This window comes from Rhizobium sp. WYCCWR 11146, from assembly GCF_013591995.1.
Lineage (GTDB): Bacteria > Pseudomonadota > Alphaproteobacteria > Rhizobiales > Rhizobiaceae > Rhizobium > Rhizobium indicum.
Genome location: NZ_JACCEY010000038.1, coordinates 437939 through 461330 on the forward strand (window position 1 = coordinate 437939; position 23392 = coordinate 461330).

The window sequence follows — 23392 nt, forward strand, 5'->3', positions numbered from 1 at the left end:
AAGGGGCAATAGATGCGAAGAGTCGGTGACTGTCGCATCGTTATGGTTTGTGGGCGTCCGCGCGATGTCTGCTGCGTAGCGGTTCGGCCAATGGAAAAAGGCGTGGTCTGTGTTTCGTTCTCCGGTGCGGAGGGCCTGCTTTGACACTGCCAGTTTGCTTCAGTTTGAATGTGAACGACGCCGTCGAGAGCGTCGAAGCAAGCCCGGAAACACCACTTCTCTATATCCTCAGAAACGATCTCTCCCTGAATGGTCCGAAATACGGTTGCGGGCTCGGCGAATGCGGTGCCTGCGCTGTACTTGTCGATGGTCGCGCCGTTCGCTCGTGCACGGTGCCGCTCGGTGCGGTCGGCAAGCGCCGTGTCACCACGCTCGAGGGTCTCGGTACGCCCGAGCATCTGCATCCGGTCCAGGCGGCCTTTATCGACGAGGCCGCTGCTCAATGCGGATATTGCCTGAACGGCATGATCATCGCCACCGCAGCCCTGCTCAATCGCAACACCGATCCCGACGAGGACACGATTCGCGAGGCGCTGCGCCATCACCTCTGCCGTTGCGGAACGCATATGGAAATACTCGCCGCGGCCAGGCGGGCTGTCGCCTATGCCAAGGTCGAGCGAGCGCGCCGATCCATGCCGGACGGTGTCTCGCCAAAAGCCGCGAAGGAGGTCTCCCCGTGACCGACCACCGCCAAATGCCGAAATCGGCCTATATGTCGGCCGCCGACACGCTGCTGATCGTCAACGATGCACTGCTCGGCGATGCGGCCGAACTCTATATCGCGGTGGGCGCCGATAGCCGAGTGACCGCGTTCAACGGTCACGTCGATCTCGGGACAGGCATCCGAACTTCCCTGGCGCAAATCGTCGCCGAGGAACTCAGCGTGCCGTTCGAGCATGTGGACATGGTGCTTGGCACCACCTCCGCCGCACCCGACCAGGGCGCGACCATCGCCAGCGAAACGATCCAGATCACCGCGGTGCCGCTGCGGCAGGCCGCCGCCACCGCCCGCCATCATCTGCTGGCCAAGGCAGCCGAGAAGGTCGGCGTGCCGCTTGAGCGACTGAGGCTGGAAGACGGCATCATCCGTTCCGACGGTGGCGAGAACTGGCAACTGAGCTTCGGCGACATCGTCGCCGGCAGCCATGCCAGGCTGTCGACCGACAAGCATGCGGCCCTGAAACCGGCCTCAGACTACAAGCTGGTCGGTTCGTCGCGTCCGCGCGTCGATATTCCCGAGAAGGCGACGGGGCGCTGGACCTACGTGCATGATGTCCGCGTGCCGGGCATGCTGCATGGCCGCGTCGTGCGGCCGCCCTATGCCGGTTTCGATCACGGCGACCATGTCGGAAACAGCCTGATTTCGATCGACGAGGCATCGGTCGCGCATATTCGCGGGCTTGTCGGCGTCGTCGCCATCGGCGATTTCGTCGGCGTGGTCGCGACACGCGAGGAAATCGCCATCGAGGCGGCGAAGAGCCTGAAGGTCGTGTGGCGCGCGCCGCCCGAGTGGCCGGATCTCAACGCGCCGGAAAAGGCGCTGCGCGCCAATCCGTCGACCGCGCGCAAGCTTGCCGATCTCGGCAATGTCGATATGGCACTGGCCAGCAGCGCCCAGGCGATGAACCGCACCTATGTCTGGCCCTACCAGATGCACGGCTCGATTGGGCCGTCCTGCGCGGTGGCCGACTACAACGAAGGCGGGCTGACGGTCTGGTCGGGGACGCAGAACCCGTTCCCGATGCGGCGCGATCTGGCGCTGCTTCTCGACATACCGGAAGAGCTGATCCGGGTCGAGCGGCTGGAAGCCGCCGGCTGCTATGGCCGCAATTGCGCCGATGACGTCACAGCGGATGCCGCCCTGCTGTCGCGCGCCGTCAAGGCGCCTGTCCGTGTCCAGCTGACGCGCGAACAGGAGCATGCCTGGGAGCCGAAGGGCGCCGCCCAGATCATGGACGTGCGCGGCGGGCTCGATCTGGAGGGCGGTCCGTCCGCCTATGATTTCGAAACCCGCTACCCCTCCAATCTGGCGCCGACCCTTCCCTTGATCCTCACCGGCAAGGTGCCGCCAGTCTCCGACGTCATGCAGATGGGCGATCGCACGGCCATCCCGCCCTATGCCTACGGGAACCTCCGCGTCACCGTGCACGATATGCCGCCGATCGCGCGCGCCTCTTGGTTCCGCGGCGTGTCGGCGATGCCCAACACGTTTGCGCACGAATGCTATGTCGATGAACTGGCAGCCGCGGCCGGCGTCGATCCGGTCGAGTACAGGCTTCGCTACCTCCACGATCCGCGCGCGGTCGATCTAGTGCGTGCGCTGGCCGAACGGGCAAACTGGGTACCGCATACGACATGGGGCACGCTCGGCGGCGAGGGCGACCTGCTCTATGGGCGAGGGTTCGCCTATGCCGTCTACATCCATGGGCCGTTTCCGGGCAAAGCCGCCGCCTGGGCCGCCTGGGTCGCCGATGTCGCGGTCAATAAGAAGACTGGCGAGATCGCGGTCACCAAGGTGACGTGCGCGCAGGATTCCGGGATGATGATCAATCCGGATGGTGTCCGCCACCAGATCCACGGCAATATCATTCAATCCACCAGCCGGGTGCTGAAGGAAAAGGTCGAATTCTCGTCGACCGCCGTGCAGTCGAAGGAGTGGGGTGGCTATCCGCTGATCACCTTTCCCGAGGTGCCTGATATCGACGTGTTAATGGTGCCGCGGCAGGACGAACCGCCGCTCGGCGTCGGAGAGTCCGCCTCCGTTCCCAGCGCCTCGGCCATTGCCAACGCCGTCTACGACGCTACCGGTATTCGCTTCCGTGAGCTGCCGCTGACGCCGGAACTGGTGCTGGCCGCGCTGAACGGCAAGACGGACGAAACGCCGGCCGCCCCGCCCGTCAAGAAGCGGAACTGGTGGAACATCGGTCTGTCCGCCGTCGGTGCGGTCGCGGCTCTGTCCGGCATCGTCACGATGGCCTCGCCATGGCGCCCGGCGATCGGCACCATCCAGCGCCCGGACGCGAACGTCTACAGCGCCGCCACCATCGAGCGCGGCCGGCTGGCGGCTGCGGCCGGCGCCTGCAATGTCTGTCATGTCGGCAATGACGGCACACCCTTCGCCGGCGGACTGCGCTTCGACACGCCGTTCGGCGCCGTCTATGCCACCAACATCACCCCGGACGCGCAAAGCGGCATCGGCGCCTGGTCCTACCCGGCCTTCGAGCGCGCCATGCGCCAGGGCGTGAGCCGTGATGGCCATCACCTCTATCCCGCCCATCCCTACACCTCGTTCGCGGGCGCCGAGGATGCCGATCTTCAAGCGCTCTACGCCTACATGATGATGCAGGCGCCGGTCGCCGGAAAGACGCCGGAGACGAAGCTCAAATTTCCCTACAGCATCCGCGCGATGATGGCGGGCTGGAACGCGCTGTTCCTGAAAGCGGAGCCGTTCAAATATGTCGAGACCCGCGATGCGCAGTGGAACAGGGGCGCCTATCTCGTCGAGACCCTGGGGCACTGTTCGGCCTGCCACACGGACCGCAATTTGCTCGGCGCGGAGAAAAGCGGCAGCGCCCGGCTTTCCGGCGGCTTTGCCGACGGCTGGGAGGCGCCGGCCCTGAATGCGTTCGCCAAGGGCCCGGTCGGCTGGACGGCCGATGCCTTCTACGACTATCTGCGCACCGGACACTCGCGCGATCATAGCAGTGCCGCCGGCCCGATGGCGCATGTCGTCGAGGTGATGCAGCCGCTGCCGGATAACGATATCCGGGCCATGGCGACCTATCTCGCAAGCCTCAACGAGGGGCCCGCCGGGACCAAGGCACAGAGCGAGGCGGCCGTTGCCGCGAGTGAAGCGGCCAAGGCTTCCGCCGCGCGGATTTCGCCGAAGGGCGAGCGTATTTTCAATGGTGCCTGCGCTACTTGTCATACCGGCAATTCGATTTTGTCGTCGCTGGCCCTCAACAGCAATCTGCATGCCGCGACGCCCGATAATCTCATCCAGGCGATCCTGAACGGTGTCGAGGCGCCGGCGATCCTTGCGCAGACCACCGGCCGGGAAGCCCCCGAGGTGATGTCGATGCCCGCGTTCCGCCAGACACTGAACGAGAACCAGATCAAAGACCTCGCCGATTATCTGAGAGCGCGTTTCGCGCCCGACAAGCCGGCCTGGACGGAAACGACGAAAGCCATGCAACGGGTGACGGCAGCAAGCCACTAGGGAGCAGACGATTTGGACCAGATCCGAACCGGACAGGATATCGACCCCCGCGACTTGTTCGAGAACCCGACAGCCGCGTTTCGCCCGTCGGCTTACTGGTTCTGGCATTCGATCCCGACGCAGGAGGTTTGCCACGACCAGCTGAGCGATTTCAAGCTGAAGGGGATCGGCACGATCCTGATCCAGGCCCGGCTTGCGATGTCGCGCGATGATTACCTGTCGCCGGCCTATCTGGACGCCTATCGCGTCGCGGCCGAGATCGCCGGCAAGCTGGGGCTGAAGCTTGGAATCTACGACGATTACAACTGGATCAGCGGCCATGCCGGCGGCCGAACTGTCGCGGGCCGCGACGACTTGCGCGAGCGTCACCTGTTCTGGTCGTCATCAGGGCATGGGCGAGGGCAGATCAGCGGCATCCACCCGCCGTTCACCCGGACAATGGGCGCCGATATCGTCGAGTGGCAGTATGAAGGAAGCGTGGTCGAATGGTGTGAGTGGACGGTTGAAGCGGCGTTGCTGCATTCGTCGGCCGGCATCGACGGCCTCGATCAGATCGTCGATGTTACGGCGCGGACATCCATCGTCGACAGCGACGGCGTGTCCTGCACCTACGCTTTCGACGGCGCGGCCGAGGACGGCCAGATGCTGACGGTCTTCGTCAGCGCCCGGTCGACCACTTCGCGGCTGATCAACTACCTCCTGCCGGAGGCCGCGGAGCGGTTCATCGAGGTCGGGCTTGATCCGCTGGTCGAGACGCTTGGCGATCTCGTGCCCGATCCCGTCGGCTTCGTGTTCTACGACCAACCGGCGGCGGGTTTTTACAAATGGGATCAGATCTCCGGTTGCCTCGGCAACAGCCTGCTGTTCGCGCCAAGCCTGCCGGACGCCGTTTCGTGTGGCACTTTGGAACCTTTCGCCAAAACGCTGCTGGCATTGCTGCGCGACGTCGGGCCTGGGACCTTGCGGTTACGGGCGCGGTTCTATGCCGTCTATTCGGCGCTGATGAACGAGGCCTTTTCCGGCACTTTGCGCAGATGGGCCGAGGGCAGGGGGATTGTGCTCACCGGGCACGAGATCCTGCCGCATATCAGTTCGTGGTCGCTGAACGGCGGCTTCACCAGCATCGACCCCAGGGTGGCGCTTGCGGTGGATTTCTTCGGCATCGACGCTTTGAGGCATGAAACGGCAGTCGATTCCAACAACTTCGTTGCTCAGCTTGCGCCGAAGCTAGGCGATTCCGTTGCCCGATCGAATGGCCGCAGCCGTTGCGTCGTCGAAACATATGCCAGTGCCGAGCGAACGCCGGTGCGCGCTGCGGGGCAATGGGAGTTGACGCTGGAGACGATCAGGGCGCAGGCAATCCGGCTCTATTGCCTCGGCACCCGGCAGTTTCTGTGGCACGGCGTATACCAAACTGACGGTCATGACGACGATCCGACACCCTTTGCCAATCCGCGTTTCGATTTTGGACCGGGCATCAATTTCGAGCCGTGGTGGAGCTACCATGATCTGTTCGCGCAGGAGACCGCGCGCATTTCTGCCTTCATCGAACCGGCCACCCCGCGCACGCCGGTTGCGATCCTCTATCCGCTTCATACCGCCTTTGCAGAAGGCCCACGTCACAACCACGCCACCCACATCGGTGCATGGTGCGGAGGGCTTCTGGCTGAAGGCTGCGACTTCATGTTCGTCAGCGAAGCCGATCTCGCGACGGCAAGGATCGAGCACGGCCGCCTGCTGGCATCCGGTCTCTCCTTCGATGCTGTTGTCCTACCATCGGTCACGGTGTTCGAGACGGCAAAGACGTTGCGCGAGCTAGACGCCTTCAAGGCTGCTGGCGGAGTTGTCTGGTCGTCAGGAGATCGCTTGTCTACCGTTTGCGATGGCGACGATCCGCTGAGCCCGATAGCTTCCACGCACTTCGATCACATGCCTGAGAGGCGAGATATCACTGCGCTCTTGTCGTTGCTGCCGCTATCAGGTCCGGCTGTGGTCTGCCATTCGCCGGATCGTCCTCGGCAATGGGTCGGGCATGAAGCCGATGGCTGGTGGCGGATTGTTCTCTTCAACGATGGCGCAACGCCGCTGGTGAGCGAGATTTCCTTCGGTGATGGCGTCGACTCCGAGATCTGGTCCGCCACGACCGGCAAGGTGGAGGATGTCGCTGCCTTCAGCCGCCTGACGGTCAGGCTCGCCCCGCAGGAAGTGCGCTGCATGCGGCTGCGCGAGACGGCGCAGCGGATAGCAAGAGAGGGCCGTCTCACGGCCCAGCCGCCGCTCGATGCCGCGCGCGCCGTATCGCTTGTCGTCGGCTGGAGTTTCGCGCGAGGCGCCGATGCGGCATTCGTGCCGATCTCGGTCGAGAGCGGATGGGAGACGCAGGGATTTGCCGATTTCTCAGGCACGGGTATCTACCGGCTGGCGCTTGAGATCGGCGACGAGGCGGAGTGGTTTCTCGAATTGCCGGAGGTCGCAACCGTGGTTGTCGCCCAACTCGATGGCCGGCAGATCGATCGGCGGGGCTGGCGGCCCTACCGTTTTGCTTTGGGGCGGCTGATCCCCGGTGTCCATTCGCTGGAACTTCGCGTCGCGAACACGGCGGCAAATCGCTACTACAACAATACACCCTATCTCGGCGAGAGCCTCGACAAGAGCGGGTTGACCGCAGCTCCGACACTCATCCCGCTTAAAACCTGACCGGAAGCCCAGAATCATGCCACAACATTCGACGATTCCCCTGATGCGCGCCTGGAACAGTTGGTCCAGTCGGCCGGCCGAAATGGTCTTCCTGCCGCTCGGCGTGCGGATCACGCCGGTGCTGTACTCGACCCGCAGCAAGAAGACTTCCGCGATCGAGCCGCGGCGCGACACGGTTCGCCTTGGCCGTCACGCCATCGACGGCTCGCTGATCGAGCTGGAGACCGACCACAGCGGTACGACGGTCGCCTTTTCGACGACGAAGACCGATCCCTTCGCCATACGCGGCAGCTGGAACGGCAAGGTGTCGGCCGAGTGGGGGCTGCGCTTCTGGTTGACGCTGGCGATCTCGTCCGAGGGCGGCGAAGTGGCGATCCATGATACGGGCCGCAACATCACGCTGCTGAAGGTTGGCACGCGATTCGTGGCGGTCGCGACAGCCGAGGCGCCGGTGCACGTGACCGGTCACGACACGATTGACGCGCTGCGGGCGGACTTCGAGGAAAACGGCTACTTCTACACCGCCACCCGCCAGAACGAGGCACCGGTGATCGCCTTGCGCTTCAATCTCGAGATGATGCGCAAGGGGGCCTATGCTGCAGCCGTCGCCGACAGCGCGGAGCTTGCGATTGCCAAGGCGCAGGCCTGCCTTGCCGCCGGCGCGCCGGCAGAGATCGCCAATGCGCAGACCGGTGTGTTCGAGGGCGCGCTCGACGCGATGCGTGACGTCGTTGCCTGGAACACCATCTGGGACGAAACCAACGCGCGTTCCTACACCGCGGTCACCCGCATCTGGAACCTCGGGAAATTCGCCGTCTGGTTCAACGACCAGATTTTCGCCGCCCTTCTTGCGGGCGTGTTCGACGCCGATCTGGCGCGCGAAAACATGGCAACGGCAATGGCGGGTGCGACGCCACAGGGCAACATCGCTTGCATTGTCACCTCCAACGATGCATGGGTCGATCGCAGCCAACTGCCGTTTGGCGCGCTCGTTGTCTGGCAGCTCTACCAGCGCACCGGCGAACGTTCGATGATCCAGGCAAGCTACGATGCGGTGGTGCGCAATCGGCGTTGGTGGCAGGAAAATCGCGATCCCGACCGCTTCGGTCTGCTCTCGTGCGGAACATCGGATGTTGGCGAGGGCCTCTATAAGGGCACAGCCTTTGGCGCGCGCAACGAAACCGGCATGGACAACTCCGCGACCCATGACGAAGCGGTCTACGATCCCATCACCCGTACGCTGTCGACCTTCGATCTGGGTCTGAACTGTGCCGCGGCTCTCGACGCCGAAATGCTGTCGAAAATGGCGGCCGTGCTCGGCAAGCATGACGATGCGCGCGAATTCGCCGCCCTTGCCGAGCGTAGCCGTACGCTCATCTCGCAAACGTTATGGGACGAAAGCCGTGGCATCTTCGCTAATCGCCAGCGCCGCGGTGGCTTCGTGCGGTCGTTATCCCCAACCAGCTTCTATCCGCTGCTTTGCGGTGCGGCGACGCCCGCGCAGGCGGCTCGGCTGCTCCAACATCTTAGCGACGAGAGCACCTTCGGCGGCGACTATGTGCTTCCGAATGCAACACGCGACGATCCTGCCTTCGCCGAAAATGTCTATTGGCGCGGACGCATCTGGCCGAACGTGAACTACATGGTCTGGCTCGGCCTGCGCCGCTATGGCTTTGTTGCCGAAGCCAGCAAGCTCGCCAGCCAGGGCTACGATCTGTTCATGAAGAACTGGCGCGACGATCGCATCGCCGCCGAAAATTACAACGCGGTGACCGGCGAAGCAATGGATCAGGGCGATACCGATCCGTTCTACATCTGGGCCGCCATGCTGCCGCTGATGGCGACCGCCGAGATCGTCGACTTCGATCCCTGGACGGGGTGGACGATGTGCAACACCGGCCAGGATTTGGTGCTCGGGCCGGTGGTCTCGCCGTCTGGAGCGCTCGGGCTGACCGTCAAGTCAGGAACACTGGTGATGACATTGAACGGGCGCGCAGCGCTGAAGACAGATCTGCACACTACGCTGTCGCGCATCGTCTTTGCCGCCGGGCGGATGGCCTGCACGATTGCTCCGGTCTCCGAGGCTGGTTTCATCGAGTTGCCAGGCTTGGCATTGGGCGATGTTCTTGCCGCCCGTATCAACGGGCAGGACATCAACTATTTGTCGGGCGGCGACGGAATACGCGTCATGATTGCTGAACACGCGGAGGATCGCCGGCTCGACGTCTATTTTTCATCGTCAAGCGCTCACTAAAGCAAGGCAGTGCTTGACAGGTCTCGATTCCTAACCGATAGTTTGTATACAAATAAAATAAAAGACTGATGCTAAAGTCAGAGGGTTGAACGAACAGCTTGCAGGAGATCCGTGGATTCATGCCGGCCGCTCAATGAAGTGATGTGCTCTTCTTAGAGAAGTGGTGTGCCGCTGCGTCGCAGCGCGCGCTTCATTTCGCCGAGACGTCAGCGCTCCACGGATAATGCTCATCTGTTTTTAGTATGTATACAAACGATTAAGCGCTTTGGCACGTTGTTTGTTTTCAAGCTAGCCGATCCGTTGAGGTCGATGACCGCGGGTCATGATGGTCCATAACTGTGTATCTTCAAGAGGGGTGCCACAATGACTGAACTCACCAGACGCAACACAATGAAGTTGATGTCCGCAGCACTGATTGCTGGCGTCAGCATCTCCACCTTGCCGCGGAAAGCCATTTCGGCCGGATCCATCACGGTCCTCAACTGGCAGGGCTACGGCACCGACGAAGCCTGGTCGCTGAAGGCTTTCACGGAAAAGACCGGCATCACAGTCGTTCACGACTACTACAGCTCGGAATCGGAAATGCTGACCAAGATGCGCACCAATCCGGGTGCTTATGATCTTGTTATCCTCAACGCTGCGCGTTGCGCCCAGGCGGTTGCCGAAGACCTGCTGCAGCCGATCGATTTCAGCAAGATTCCAAACGCGTCAACAGTCGACGAGACCCTGCGCGCCAACCCGAACTTCAGCAAGGACGGCAAGGGCTATGCCGTTCCGTGGGTCTGGGGCATGACCTCGCTTGCCATCCGCGAGGGCATGACGGTTCCCGACAGCTACGCTGCCCTCGCCGATCCGGCCTATAAGGGCCGCGTTGCCATGGACGACGACGCCATCATCAATGTCGGTGTCGGCGCACTAATGAGCGGGCAGGACATCAACGATCCCAAGGATCTGGCTGCTGTTACGGCCGCGCTGAAGTCGATCAAGCCGAACGTCAAGTTGCTGTGGTCGACAGAAGACCAGTGGAACAAGTCGTTTGCCGCCAAGGAGTTCGACCTGTCGCTGTTCTGGTCGGGCGGTTCGGTTCGCTCCAAGCGCGTTTCCAAACTTCCGGTTCAGTTCGTAGTGCCTAAGGAAGGTGGCGTCGGTTGGGTCGATGGTCTCGGTGTTCCGACATCGGCTCCGAATCCAGAAGGTGCTCTTGCCTTCGTCAACTGGATGATCGATCCGACATTCTATGTCGAATGGGCAACCAAGATCGGGGCGCCCGCCTCGTCGAATTCGGCAGCCCTTTCAGCACTTCCTGCCGACGATCTCACCCGCCTGGTACACAAGACCGAATATTTGAAGACGACGTCCTTTGTCTCGGGCATTCCCGACGACCGGCGCGAAGCCTTCAACAATGTCTGGCAGGAAGTGAAAGCCTTCTATGCAGAATGATCGTCTGATATCAGCGTCAGAGCGCGGACCTTCGGGTCCGCGCAGCCGGCGCCCGCTCCCGCCATGGGTTTCGACGACGGCGCTGCTGCTGCCGACCTATGGATGGCTGACACTTGCCGTCTTTCTGCCGCTGCTGACCATGTTCGTGTTCAGCTTCATGTCGGCGACACCGATGGGCAAGGCCCCGATCGTCTTTACGCTGAAGCAGTACCGCGCGTTCATCGATCAACCCTATCTGGTCGGGATCGGTATCACGTCGCTGCTGATCGGCTTCTGGACGACGCTGTTCTGCGCGGTGCTTGGTTTCCTGGCGGCCGTGGCACTGGTCCGCTCGACCTTCGGCAAGACGCGCGAGATGTTGTTGATCCTCATTCTCCTGCCATTCTGGACCAACGGTCTTGTGCGCGTCTTTTCGTGGACCATGGTGCTGCGCGAAAACGGCTTTCTCGACAGTCTGCTGCATATGATTGCTCCGGACGCGGGTTCCATCGGCTTTCTCTACACGCGCTATGCCGTGGTGGTTGGTCTTGTTCACGGCTACCTGCCGTACATGATCCTGACCTGCTACATAGCGCTGGTGGCCATCGACGACGCGATCATTGAGGCTGCTTCAAGCCTCGGCGCGCGCTGGTGGACCATCCTGTTCAAGATTTTGATGCCGCTTGCGGCTCCCGGGCTGATCTCCGGCGCCGTTTTGATCTTCATTCCGGTCATCGGTTCATTCATGGAACCGCGCATTCTGGGCGGTCGTGTCGGCGTGACCATGGGAACGGTGATCGAGGATCAGTTCACCCAGGCCTTCAACTGGCCTTTGGGCGCATCGCTGTCCTTTACGCTGCTGGCTGTCGTGCTCGCAATTTTCGCAACCTTCTCCGGTGTCCTGCGCCGCGGGACGGTCGCTTGAGGAAGGGATCATGAAAACGCTCGGTCCAATCTATCTCATTGCTATCCTCATCTTCCTCTACACGCCCATTCTCGTGATGATGGCGATGGGGTTCAACGCTTCGCCACTTTACGAGCTGCCATTCCATTTCTCGCTGCAATGGTACGACGCGCTCTGGGACAACAGCATCCTTCTGACGGCGGGTCTGAACAGCCTGGTGATCGCGAGTATCACCGCGGTTCTGGCGACGGCTTTGGGTACCATGGCGTCCGTTGCGCTGTCGCGCCGAACCTTTCGCGGCAGAAGTCTCCTGCAACTGATGCTGCTGCCGCCGATTGCCATTCCCTGGCTGATCACCGGCACGGCCATGCTGATCTTCTTTTATTGGACCGGAATCGGGCGCGGCATGCATGCCCTGTTGATCGGCCATGTGGCACTCGCCATCCCCTACGTTGTTCTGGTCGTCGGCACGGGCTTCAAGACAATCCGCGCCGACCTTGAAGAAGCCGCGATGAGCCTTGGTTCGACACCGGTTCACGCCTTCTTCTCGGTGACGCTACCGCTGCTTTATCCGAGCATCCTTGGCGCCGCGCTCTTCGCCTTCGCCGTGTCGCTCGACCAGTTCGTGATTTCCTACTTCCTCGCAACGCCCGGATACACCACCCTGCCGGTGCAGATCTACTCCTCGATCCGCAAGGGCTTCACCCCTGAAATCAACGCGATCTCCACCGTGCTTCTGCTCGGCTCGATGACGATCATCCTGATTTTTGCGCGCTTCGCCAAGCCCGGAGACACAAGTGACAAACGTTAAAGTCAATTCCGTCGCCAAGACCTACGGCACCACACCGGTCCTGTCCGATATCACCACCGAGTTCCCTGAAGGCTCTTTCACCAGCCTTCTCGGCCCATCCGGCTCCGGCAAGACCACACTGCTGCGCATCATCGCGGGCTTTATCAAGCCCGACCAGGGCGTCGTCACGATCGGCAACAATGATGTCACCGACATTCCGGTCTGGGGCCGTAACATCGGCATGATGTTCCAGTCCTACGCGCTGTTCCCGCATATGACGATTGCCCAGAACGTCGCCTTCGGTCTCGAACGCCGGGGCATCAAGGGCGCCGCCGCCCGCAAGGAAGTCGACCGTGCGCTGGAAATGGTGCATCTGCCTGGCTTTGCCGATCGCATTCCCAAGCAGTTGTCCGGGGGCCAGCAGCAGCGCGTTGCGCTTGCCCGCGCCATGGTCATCAAGCCGAGCGTGCTGCTCCTCGACGAGCCGCTGTCGGCGCTCGATCGGCGACTGCGCCAGGAAATGCAGGTCGAACTGTTGCGCATCCAGCGCGAAAGCGGCCTGACGACGATCTTCGTCACCCACGACCAGGAAGAGGCGCTGACGCTGTCCGATAAGGTAGCGATCCTCGACAAGGGCCGCATCGTCCAGATCGGCGAGCCGGAAACCGTCTATGAGCGACCGCTGACGCGCTTTGCCGCCGAATTCCTCGGCGATTCCAACTTCCTCACAGGCACCGTGGACAACGGCGCCGTGCGTCTCGCCGATGGGACGGTAGTTCAGACTACCGGCACGTTGCCCGCAAGCGGTTCGAACGTCACGCTCGCCGTGCGCCCCGAGAAGATGTCGATCGCATCGGGTCCGACGGATGGCAACTGCCTGACGGCACGCATTACCACCGTCATCTATGCAGGTCCCGTGCTGTCCTATTTGCTGGAAACCGCAGACGGTCTGCCGCTGAAGCTGTTTGCACAGAACCGCGATGGCAAAGTCCTGAGCGATGGCGACACCATCACCCTGACCTGGGCCGCGGAACACACCGTCCCGGTGGCCGACTGATGATGGCACCCGCGCCACTCTCCAGGAATGCGTTGCATGTCGTCATCGACATGCAACGCCTCTTCGCTGAGCAAACGGCGTGGTATACGCCAGCGATCGAAGGCATCCTTCCCAATGTGGTGGCGCTGAGCAAAGCGCGGCCCGCTGAGACTGTCTTTGCTCGCTTCATGGTGCCCCAAAATGCCGAAGGTGCCTTGGGCCGCTGGAAGACCTACTATCGTCGCTGGTCATCAGTGACGCTGGATGAGCTCGATATCGCCATGCTGGATCTGGTGGCGCCGCTTACAGCGATCGCCGCTCCAGGCTCCATCGTCGACAAGGAGACCTACTCGGTCTTTGGCTCGCCCGGGTTTACTGCGCGTTTGCAAGGATCGGCAACGGACACGCTGATTTTCTCGGGGGTCGAGACCGACGTCTGCGTCTACGCGAGCGTTCTTGATGCGGTCGACGCCGGCTACCGGGTCATCCTCGCCGAGGACGCACTGGCAAGCGGCGACTTGAAGGCGCACGCCATGGTCATCGAGATCCTGGCGCCAAGGCTTTCGGAGCAGATTGAAATTCTAACGACAGAAGCCATTCTGAAATTATGGCGAGAGTAAATTCGGCAGCGCCATTGCCGGTCACCACGATGAACAGGCAGATTTGAGAGATCCGATGGACGTTCCGTTCAAAGACAAAGGCGGCCGACAAAAGACCGCAGCGACCGAGGCGCCCGGCCAGCAGGCACAGTATGCGCTTGGCGAGCAGATCGGCTTCTATCTGCGCCAGGCCAACCAGCGGCACGTGGCGATCTTTGCGAGCCTGATGGCTGAGAAGCTGACCACCACCCAATGGGCGGCGCTCGTCAGGCTGAAGGACCTGCAGCCCTGTTCGCAGGGCAATCTCGGCCGCGAGACCGCCATGGATATGGCGACCATCAAGGGCGTCGTCGATCGACTGGTGAAGCGTGGCCTCGTTCACACCGCCCCCGACGCCACCGACGCGCGCCGGCTGGTGCTGACGCTGACGCCGGAAGGCGAGGTGACAGTGGCCCGCAACCTGTCGGTCGCGCTGCAGATCTCGCAGGAAACGCTGAGCACGCTGACGCTTGCCGAGCGGATGATGCTGATGGAACTCCTGCAGAAGATCTGTTGAGAAGAGACCACGACTGTTTCTACACATCGAGAGAATAGCATGTTTCAGCCCAGCGAAGACGAAATCAAGTCGCTTGTCGGCCAGATGACGGTTGCCGAAAAGGTCGATCTTCTGAGCGGACGCGGGCTGTGGAAGACCGCATCGATCGAACGGCTCGGTATTCCATCGATTGTCATGACCGATGGTGCCCATGGCGTTCGCTACTCCACAACCCAGATCGACGCCGGCGACAATGACGAAGACAGCCTCCAGGCGTTTCTGGCGGTTGTCGGCCAACAGGCCGATGCATCAGGCGGCATGTTCGGCACGACACGTCCTGCAACCTGCTTTCCAAACGGCAATCTGCTTGGCTGTTCCTGGGACGTCGATCTGGCCTACCGCATGGGTGAGGCGCTGGCGGTGGAATGCCAGGATTTTGGCGTTCATCTCCTGCTTGGGCCAGGCATTAATATCCGCCGCACGCCGCTTGCCGGCCGCGCTTATGAATACTACTCCGAGGACCCCCTCATCAGCGGGGACATTGCCGCAGCCGTCATCTCGGGCCTACAGGACAATGGCGTCGGCGCCTCGTTGAAGCATTTTGCCTGCAACAATTCCGAGATTGAACGGACAACGACCAGCTCCGATGTCGACGAACGGGCTCTTCGCGAAATCTATCTGGCGGGCTTCGAACGGGTGATCGGAAAGAGCGCGCCGTGGACGGTGATGAGCGCTTATAACCGGCTGAACGGCATCCAGGCAGCAGAAAATCACTGGTTGCTCGGCACCGTATTGCGTGAGGAATGGGGCTATGACGGGCTTGTCGTCTCCGATTGGCACGCGATCAAGGACCGTGGTGCGGCGGTCGCTGCCGGGACTGATCTCGACATGCCGGAAAGCCGGCCACGCAAGGCCCGCCTGCGGGCGGCGATCGAGGCTGGTGATGTGGCGCCCGAGGTGGTCGATGCCGCCTGCGCTAGGGTTCTGGCGTTCGTGCGCAAATGCAAGACGCAGGAGCGGCGCGACACGGTCGCCGATCTCGACCGGCACCACGCTCTGTCGCGGGAGATTGCAGCGGAATCGATCGTCTTGCTGCGCAACGAAGGCCGGACATTGCCGCTTGATCCGAATAGCACCGGCCGACTCCTCGTCGTTGGTGACGGCGCTACCATCCCCGTGATCCAAGGTTCCGGTTCGGCCACGACCAATCCCTATCGCGTCGACAGCCCCTTCGTTCAGATTGCCGCGCGGGCAGGCACTAACTTCGAGGTGCAGCATCTGCCATTCTCCTCTGCCGCAGAGGTCAATATGCAGGCGTTGATCGAGGCGACCGTCGAGGCGGCGTCTTCTGCCGATTTCACAGTGGTGTTTGCGGAAAACGAGAAGAGCCGGCACGGCGAGGGCAACGACCGCGACACACTGAAGCTGGCCGCCAGCCACGACGCCCTCCTTCATGCGCTGGCTGCATCCGGTTGCAAGGTTATCGTCGTGCTCTCGATGCCGGATACCGTCGAAATGCCGTGGCTCGAGGATGTCGATGCCGTGCTCGCCGCGTTCTACGCCGGGCAGGGCGGCGGCGAAGCGATTGCCCGCGTTCTGTTTGGCGAGCAGAACCCCTGCGGCAAACTCTCTGCCAGCATGCCCGTGCGGATGCATGACATTCCGGGCTGGCACACCTATCCCGGTGAGCATGGGCGCCATCTATATAGCGAGGGTGTTTTCGTCGGCTATCGCTTCTACGATCTCAAGGCAATCGCCCCGGCGTTTCCCTTCGGGCACGGTCTCAGCTACACGACCTTCAGCTATGAGAATCTCTGGATCGACATACAGGAAGTCGCTCCGGGCGTGGCCTGTACTGCGAGCGTTACTATCCGCAACACCGGGTCTGTCGCGGCCAAAGAGATCGTTCAGCTCTACGTTCGTCCGGTAAAACCCGGCTTAAAACGGCCGATCCGGGAACTCAAAGCCTTCTGCAAACTGTATCTGGAGCCCGGCGAGGCGAAGATGGTGCCCCTTACCCTCGTTGAACGGGACTTCCAGTACTTCGACGCCGTCCGCTCCGCATGGGTGCTGGACGCGGAGGCTTTCGTCATAGAAGTGGGTGCATCATCACGTGATATCCTTCTGGAGGCCATTTTACCATGCCGGCCGGAACGTCCAGTACTGCCCGTGCTTTTGCCCAACTCTCCAACGGCGCTGGTATTTGCCCATCCGAAGGCCGAGGCCGCTCTGGTTGACTTCTTTGTCGCCACGCTTTCGATCTCCAGTGCGGAAGCCACGGCGCTTCTCGCGAAGACAAAGGGCTCCTTCCTCGGCTTGTATGACACCCTGAGCTGGTACGTCGGCGATAGCGTCAGGGAGACGGATATCGCCCAGGTCTTCGCAAGCTTGAACGACACTTACGTGGAAGATTCGCTCGAATGACAACTGCATCACATCCAAACGATCCACTATTGACGGCCGAGACATGGATAGATGAAAGTCGCGCCGTTGCCATCGCAACGGTCATCGAAACCTGGGGCTCGGCTCCACGTCCGGTTGGCAGCCATCTGGTCGTCGACGCAGACGGCAATTTCGAAGGCTCGGTTTCCGGCGGCTGTGTCGAAGGTGCGGTCGTCACGGCCGCGCTCGATGTGATTGTCGGTGGCACGGCGCAGATGCTAGAGTTCGGCGTCACGGACGAGACCGCCTGGCGCCTTGGACTGTCCTGTGGCGGGCGTATCCGCGTTTATGTCGAAAGGCTCGACTGATGCAGCTTGCGAGCCTGCAACGCCTAAACGCTGCGCGCCGCAAACGGATCGCTGCGATTCTGCTGGCTGATCTTGACAGTCATACCGAACGCATCGTTCTAAGGGGTGATCCGCTTGACGGGCCGATCGCAGATTTGATCGAAGACGCCTTTCGCTCCGGCCGCTCGATGGCGTTCGATGCAACCGAAGGCAGAGGGTTCCTGAACGTCTATTTACCTGCGCCGCGTATCGCCATTATCGGTGCCGTGCACATTGGCCAGTATCTGACGCAGATAGCAGGACTTGCCGGTTTCGATGTGCGCATCATCGATCCGCGCACGGCCTTTGCGACTAGCGAACGCTTCCCTGGTGTGCCGCTCTCCACCGACTGGCCTGCCGATGCTTTTCTGCTCGATCCGCTCGACCGTTACACGGCCTTGGTTGCACTCACCCATGATCCGAAGATCGATGATCTTCCGCTAGCCGAGGCGTTGCGGACGGGCTGCTTCTACATCGGTGCGCTGGGTAGCAGAAAGACGCATGCTGCGAGGACCGACAGGCTTGCGTTGGAAGGTTTCACCCCCGATGCGCTTTCAGCCATTCATGCTCCGATCGGGCTCGATATCGGGGCTTCCAATCCGGCCGAGATCGCCGTGGCGATATTGGGCGAAGTCATTCAAGCACTTCGGTCGCGCCCTCTTTCGTTATCTGGGGATGGAGGACCATGAAATTCGGTCAGTTATCCATCGACGACGCTAACGGGCGTGTGCTTGCTCATCCGCTGAGGTTGCCGGAAGGCACTTTTTCGAAAGGCCATATTCTGAAAGACTGCGACCTCGCGCGGCTAAAGCAGGCTGAGCTTCGCCACGTGACGGATGCGCGCATGAACTCGGATGATGTGGGAGAAGACCAGGCCGCCTGGATGCTGGGACAATCCATCGCGACTGAAGATATAAAGCCAATAGTGGCGATCGTACTTCTGGCTGCCGGTATGGCGACGCGCATGGGCCCGAACGGCGCCCCCAAACTGCTGGCCGAGTTTGACGGGATGCCGCTCGTCCGCCGTTCGGCGTTCGCTGCGAGCAATAGTCATGCCGAATCCGTCATTGTGGTCGTCGGCCACCGCCAGGACGACATCCGCAAGGCACTCTCCGATCTCCCATTGAACATCGTCGCAAATCGGGATTACGCGTCCGGGATGGCAAGCTCCCTGGTGATAGGCTTTGCCTCTGCCGAGGCGAATGGTGCCGACGGTGTCCTCGTCATGCTCGCGGACATGCCGGGTGTGACCAGCAGCGATCTCAACCGGTTGATTACGGCCTTTCAAGATGGCAAGGGTGCATCGATCGTTCGTGCCGTCTCGCAGGGCAAGCGCGGAAATCCCGTTATCCTGCCGCGGTCGCTGAACAATGCGGTTCTGCGGCTGAAGGGCGATGTCGGCGCCCGCTATTTGATCAAAGCCTCCGGGCTGCCGGTGATTGAGGTCGAGATTGGCGACGCGGCGCAGATCGACGTCGACACGCCCGAGGCCATCATCGCGGCCGGGGGCATTCCTGCGGAAAGCTGACGCGACTCCATTTCGCGTTGGTTCTGATCTACAGCCATAGTTCCATAAATTTGCTTATCAATCACTTAACGCATTGAGTAGGGCGTCGCGGATCAGCTGCTGCATCACCTGACCTGCGCTGGACTTCTGGCAACGCTGGTATGATCAACGCTCCCCTTTCGCAAACTGCGTCGGGGACGGCGCGAATGTCTGCTTCTGCCGGCAATCGGCGTTGTCACATATGGAGCGACCCTGGCGTCCGGCACGTTTTTACCAAGCGACTTCGTAGATCCTGGCGGCATCCGACAGCGACACCGTGCGCGGATTGTTGACCAGCAAGCGGGTCTGTTCCATCGCACTTTCCGCTAGTAGAGGAAGCCCGTCCTTGGGAATTCCGACATCGCGCAGGCGTACGGGCAGGTTCAGGCGCACAGGGATCAATGCCAGTCCTTCGATGAAACCGGAAAGCCGTTCGGCCTGACTGGCAGGCTCAAGGTGAGGAAAGAGACAAGGTGCCAGTTCCGCATAGGCATCACCACACGCGATCGCATTGAAGCGCAGCACATGCGGTAAAACAAGACTGTTGGAAAGGCCGTGCGGAACGTGATAGCGGCCACCGATCGGATAGGCGAGAGCATGGACGGCAGCGACCGGCGAATTGGCAAAGGCCTGACCCGCCAGCATTGCGCCGAGCAGCATCGCCTGTCGGGCGGCCAGATCGCTTCCGTTCATGACCGCAATCTCGATATTTGCCCCGAGAAGCCGAAGAGCCTCCTTGGCAAGGGCACGGGAAACCGGATTGTTGTTCGTACTCGCGGAGGTAAAAGCCTCGATGGCGTGCACCATGGCGTCGATCCCCGTTGCAGCGGTCACGGCCGGTGGAAGGCCGAGGGTCAACTCCGCGTCGAGAAAGGCCGTATCAGGTAGCAGGACCTGCGATACGACGCCCTTTTTCTGGTATGCGCCCGTGGTGACGATGGAAATCGGTGTGACTTCTGATCCGGTGCCTGCCGTTGTCGGCACGAGCACCAGCGGCAAGCGCTGCCCGGTCACGTTTCCAACCCCGTAGATATTGCCGAGCGCTTCTCCGCTTTTGGCAAGAAGAGCCACGAGTTTCGCGACATCGAGCGACGAGCCGCCGCCGATGCCAAATACACCGGTCGCGCCAAACTCGATCGCCCGCGCCACAGCCGCGTGAATAATGGCTTCCGGCGGATCAGCCACAACGCCTGTAAAGATGGATGTTTCAGCGCCACCTGCCGAAAGGCTCGCCAGGGCCGGCTGCACCAGCCCCGCCTTGACGACCCCATCGTCCGAAATCACCAGAACACGCGGCCCAAGCCGCGTTTTCGTCAGCTCTGAAAGTCTGGCGATGCAGCCTGGCCCCGCGATGATCTGCGGGACGGTTGCGAATGTGAATGTGGACATCTGCCTGTCTCTCACTGATGCCATTTGACCAGCGGCTGATAGTGATGCGGCTGGCGCATGACAACAAGATCCTTTCGCCGGACGATGTTCGTCGGATACGGCGTATCGAGATTGGTGGTGTCGACGGCTGCCGCCGCAATCCCGTCCTCGTCCAGGATTGCCGATTCTTGGCGTGGAAAGGCAAAGGAATCCGGCCCGAACACAGCACTCTTGCCCAGGTATCCCCGCGCTGCATCCAGCACATTGGCGAAGGCGAAATAAACGTTGTTCTCGCCACCGCGCACGCGCAACGCATGCCAGTGGTAGGGATCGGCGCCCTTGGGGATCGGATAGTTATGCGGAATTTTCGTGCCGTTGTGGCTGCCGGTGAAAGTGCCGGCTATGGCTGATGGGCAAGCGACCACGTCGCATCCCATGAGCGCGAGCGAACGGATGGCTTCCGGATAGAGCGCGTCGTGGCCGACCGCCAGGCCGACGCGGCCGATGGCAAGATCGTAGACTTTCCATTCGTCGCCGGCCGTCGCCCAGCTGTCGGCAATGCCGAGATGCGTCTTGCGGTAGCTGCCCACAAGACCCTCGGGTCCTGCAAGGACCGCGCTGTTATAGACCTTGTCTCCGTCCGCCTCGGCAAATCCGGCGACAAGATAGAAACCAAGCTTCATTGCCAGACGAACGAAGGCGGATACCGTCGGGCCTGAGAGCGGCTCCGCCCGCGTTTCAGGGCCCCCTAGTCCGGTCAGCGACAGCTCGGGGAAAACCAGAATGTCCGGCGCTGTCGTCGCCTTCGCCTCGGCTGCCAGTTGAGTGATGCGGGCAATATTGTCTGCGATGACAGAGGACGGGGCGAACTGGGCGACAGCGGCGCGCGATGTGCGTCCGCGCGGTATCGGCTGGTATCCGTAGAGACGGAAGTAATCGCCCGGGTTCCAGGTGAAGCTGTTGGTCATCATGTTCATGTAGAGTTCGGGCCGGCGAGACTCGAAAACCGGTTCGCACAGGACCTCGCGGCGGCGGGCAAGAGCGAGATCGATAGTGCCATAGGCGATCCCGTCGCCCGTATCGATGGAGGCGGCGACCGTGCCGTCGGGATCGATCACGCAGCTTCCGCCGGAAAACTGCACGGTTCTCTCCAACCCCCAACGGTTGCTTTCGATGACATAGCAGGCGTTTTCAAAGGCGCGGTTGATCCAGTAGGGTGCCGGCGTGCGCTCCTGCAGCCAGTTGGAGATATGGCAGATGATGTCGGCTCCCGCGAGAGCCTCCAGGCGCGCTGTCTCGAAGAAGTGCAGATCCATGCAGACCAGCATCGAGATCCGGCCGATCTCCGTTTCGAATACCTCGTGGACGATGTCGCCGTTGGCAGCCCATTTCGGCTCCGCGATATAGGGATGCGATTTGCGATGCCGGCCAACGACGCCGTCTGGACCGATCAGGACGGCGGTATTGTAGTAAAGATCACTTGCCGGGTCGACTTCCGGCATGCCAACGACGATATAGCAGCGGTGTTTGCTGGCAATGGCCTGGAAAACATCTGTGGTCGCTCCGGGGATAGTCTCGACGAACGGTTTCACCTCGGCCCTGTCGAACCAGCAATAGCCGGTCGTGCCCATTTCGGGCGTGACGATCAGGCGCGCACCTGCCTCCGCTGCCTCTTCGCAAAGGGTTGCCAGCCGGCTGATATTGCGCGCCTTTTCGAACATGGTCGGTTCGAATTGGATGGTGGCCGCGGTATAGCTTTGTGTCGATGTCATTGTTGTTCCCATTGTCTCTATGAAAGGATATCGGTCTGTTTCAGACAGCCATGTGCCGGTGAACAAGCGCGTCGGAGAGCCTGTCGATGGCGCCGGCCGCGACCACGCCTCCCTTCTCCAGCATTGCGAACTGGTGAGACGCGTGCCGCGCAAATGCGACGTTTTGCTCGACGAGGATGATCGTCATGCCGATCTCGCGATTGAGCCGAATGATGATCTTTTCGATCTCCTCGACGATGGAGGGTTGGATACCTTCGTTCGGTTCATCGAGAAGTAGCACTTTCGGATCTGCGGCCAGCGCGCGGGCGATGGCGAGCTGCTGCTGCTGGCCGCCCGAAAGCACGCCGCCCGGCCGATCGAGATTGGCCATCAGGTATGGAAAAAGCTCTGGCACCAGCGCAGGAATCTCGCGTTTGCCATCGGTGCGGGCAAAGGCGCCCATCAGGATGTTCTCGCGGATAGTAAAATCGGGAATGATCTCCCTGCCCTGAGGGACGTAGGCAATACCGGCCCTTGCCCTTTCATGCGTTGGGGATGCGGCCATGTCCTTTCCCTGCAGACGCATCTCGCCAGTCATGCGGTCGGTCAGTGCCATCAGGGTTTTCAACAGGGTCGTCTTGCCAGTGCCGTTGCGGCCGAGAATGCTTGTCACCTTGCCGGCCGGAACATCGAGCGTGATGCCGTGCAGGATATGGCTGCGGCCGTAAAAGCTGTGCACGTCTTTCAACGACAGCATCAGGATATTCCTTTCGAACCGAGATAGGCTTCACGGACTTTCGGATTGCGCTCGATATCTTCGACGCTTCCTTCCGCCAGAACCTCTCCGAGATGGAGAACGGTGATGCGCTCGGCGATTTCGCGGACGAACCCCATGTCGTGTTCGACAACGAGAATCGTATGGCGACCTTTGAGATTGTTGATGATCTCTGCCGTCTTGCGGGTTTCAGCCTGGGTCATGCCGGCTGTCGGCTCGTCGAGCAGAACCACCTTGGGATCCTGAACGATGAGCATGCCGAGCTCCAGCCACTGCGTCTGGCCGTGGCTCAAATAGGCGGCCATCACGTCGTGCTCGGCATCGAGGCCGATGAGGGCAAGGACGTAGTCGACGCGGTTTGCCTCCGCTCGTGAAAAGCCGAAGCGAAGATTGGCGAGCACTGAAGGGTTGCGGCAATTGGCGACCTCCAGATTCTGTCGCACGGTAAGGTCGCGAAAGACGCTGGGGATCTGGAATTTCCGGCCTATGCCGGCGCGTGCGATGCGGTGTTCGGGCCAGTTGGTGATGTCGGTGTCGTAGACGAACACCTTGCCCTGCGTGCTGTGGGTCTTGCCGCTGACCAGATCCATCAAGGTCGTCTTACCCGCGCCGTTTGCGCCAAGCAGCACACGCAACTCGCCGTCGAAGACTGTGATGCTGACATTGTTGACGGCTCGGAAACCGCCGAAGTCGACGCTAAGACCGTCGATGGTCAATGCGATGGCGCTCAT

At 61.4% G+C, this 23392-nt stretch carries 18 protein-coding genes; 14 read left to right on the forward strand and 4 right to left on the reverse strand.

Translation table 11 applies throughout. From position 1 onward, the window contains the following. Positions 1-140 precede the first annotated feature (140 nt). The 14 genes from HX899_RS31600 to HX899_RS31665 all read left to right on the forward strand — a co-directional run bounded on the left by HX899_RS31600 (position 141) and on the right by HX899_RS31665 (position 18749). On the forward strand, positions 141-680 hold the full coding sequence (locus HX899_RS31600) for a (2Fe-2S)-binding protein (protein ID WP_245456294.1): 540 nt from the start codon (positions 141-143) through the stop codon (positions 678-680). Then, complete coding sequence (locus HX899_RS31605; protein ID WP_180196030.1) at positions 677-4219, forward strand: molybdopterin cofactor-binding domain-containing protein; 3543 nt, start codon at positions 677-679, stop codon at positions 4217-4219. The genes HX899_RS31600 and HX899_RS31605 overlap by 4 nt, the downstream gene beginning before the upstream one ends. A 12-nt stretch (positions 4220-4231) precedes the next feature. After that, positions 4232-6916 (forward strand): carbohydrate-binding protein, encoded by a 2685-nt coding sequence (locus tag HX899_RS31610; RefSeq protein WP_181294260.1) that lies wholly within the window; start codon positions 4232-4234, stop codon positions 6914-6916. A 16-nt stretch (positions 6917-6932) separates the two neighbouring features. Next, positions 6933-9170 (forward strand): MGH1-like glycoside hydrolase domain-containing protein, encoded by a 2238-nt coding sequence (locus tag HX899_RS31615; RefSeq protein WP_180196028.1) that lies wholly within the window; start codon positions 6933-6935, stop codon positions 9168-9170. 363 nt (positions 9171-9533) lie between these two features. After that, on the forward strand, positions 9534-10610 hold the full coding sequence (locus tag HX899_RS31620) for a PotD/PotF family extracellular solute-binding protein (protein ID WP_181294261.1): 1077 nt from the start codon (positions 9534-9536) through the stop codon (positions 10608-10610). Beyond that, on the forward strand, positions 10600-11514 hold the full coding sequence (locus tag HX899_RS31625; protein ID WP_029874446.1) for an ABC transporter permease: 915 nt from the start codon (positions 10600-10602) through the stop codon (positions 11512-11514). The genes HX899_RS31620 and HX899_RS31625 overlap by 11 nt, the downstream gene beginning before the upstream one ends. A 10-nt stretch (positions 11515-11524) precedes the next feature. Next, the gene (locus HX899_RS31630; RefSeq protein ID WP_003554934.1) at positions 11525-12304 is read left to right on the forward strand and encodes an ABC transporter permease; all 780 of its coding nucleotides are present in this window, start codon (positions 11525-11527) and stop codon (positions 12302-12304) included. Then, a complete protein-coding gene (locus tag HX899_RS31635) occupies positions 12291-13340 on the forward strand; it encodes an ABC transporter ATP-binding protein (protein ID WP_181294263.1) in 1050 nt (349 codons plus the stop codon). The genes HX899_RS31630 and HX899_RS31635 overlap by 14 nt, the downstream gene beginning before the upstream one ends. Then, positions 13340-13939 carry a cysteine hydrolase family protein gene (locus HX899_RS31640; RefSeq protein ID WP_138331133.1) on the forward strand — a complete coding sequence of 200 codons (600 nt, stop codon included), beginning with the start codon at positions 13340-13342 and terminating at the stop codon, positions 13937-13939. The genes HX899_RS31635 and HX899_RS31640 overlap by 1 nt, the downstream gene beginning before the upstream one ends. Before the next feature lie 55 nt (positions 13940-13994). Then, positions 13995-14474: a MarR family winged helix-turn-helix transcriptional regulator gene (locus HX899_RS31645; RefSeq protein ID WP_029874443.1), complete on the forward strand. Its 480-nt coding sequence runs from the start codon at positions 13995-13997 to the stop codon at positions 14472-14474. A gap of 39 nt (positions 14475-14513) precedes the next feature. Then, on the forward strand, positions 14514-16877 hold the full coding sequence (locus HX899_RS31650; RefSeq protein WP_181294265.1) for a beta-glucosidase: 2364 nt from the start codon (positions 14514-14516) through the stop codon (positions 16875-16877). After that, positions 16874-17203 carry an XdhC family protein gene (locus HX899_RS31655; RefSeq protein WP_138331135.1) on the forward strand — a complete coding sequence of 110 codons (330 nt, stop codon included), beginning with the start codon at positions 16874-16876 and terminating at the stop codon, positions 17201-17203. The genes HX899_RS31650 and HX899_RS31655 overlap by 4 nt, the downstream gene beginning before the upstream one ends. After that, positions 17203-17910 (forward strand): XdhC family protein, encoded by a 708-nt coding sequence (locus HX899_RS31660; RefSeq protein ID WP_181294266.1) that lies wholly within the window; start codon positions 17203-17205, stop codon positions 17908-17910. Before HX899_RS31655 ends, HX899_RS31660 begins: the two co-directional genes overlap by 1 nt. Before the next feature lie 194 nt (positions 17911-18104). Then, positions 18105-18749: an NTP transferase domain-containing protein gene (locus tag HX899_RS31665; protein WP_181294379.1), complete on the forward strand. Its 645-nt coding sequence runs from the start codon at positions 18105-18107 to the stop codon at positions 18747-18749. A gap of 249 nt (positions 18750-18998) precedes the next feature. Here HX899_RS31665 and HX899_RS31670 read toward each other — a convergent pair whose 3' ends face one another. The 4 genes from HX899_RS31670 to urtD are packed head-to-tail and all read right to left on the reverse strand — an operon-like array spanning position 18999 to position 23392. After that, positions 18999-20156, reverse strand: coding sequence for an iron-containing alcohol dehydrogenase (locus HX899_RS31670; RefSeq protein WP_181294268.1), 1158 nt, complete (start codon positions 20154-20156; stop codon positions 18999-19001). A gap of 11 nt (positions 20157-20167) precedes the next feature. Beyond that, positions 20168-21919 carry a nitrilase-related carbon-nitrogen hydrolase gene (locus HX899_RS31675; RefSeq protein ID WP_181294269.1) on the reverse strand — a complete coding sequence of 584 codons (1752 nt, stop codon included), beginning with the start codon at positions 21917-21919 and terminating at the stop codon, positions 20168-20170. Positions 21920-21947: 28 nt separating this feature from the next. Then, complete coding sequence (gene urtE / locus HX899_RS31680) at positions 21948-22643, reverse strand: urea ABC transporter ATP-binding subunit UrtE (RefSeq protein WP_138331141.1); 696 nt, start codon at positions 22641-22643, stop codon at positions 21948-21950. Beyond that, a complete protein-coding gene (gene urtD / locus HX899_RS31685; RefSeq protein ID WP_181294271.1) occupies positions 22643-23392 on the reverse strand; it encodes an urea ABC transporter ATP-binding protein UrtD in 750 nt (249 codons plus the stop codon). Before urtD ends, urtE begins: the two co-directional genes overlap by 1 nt.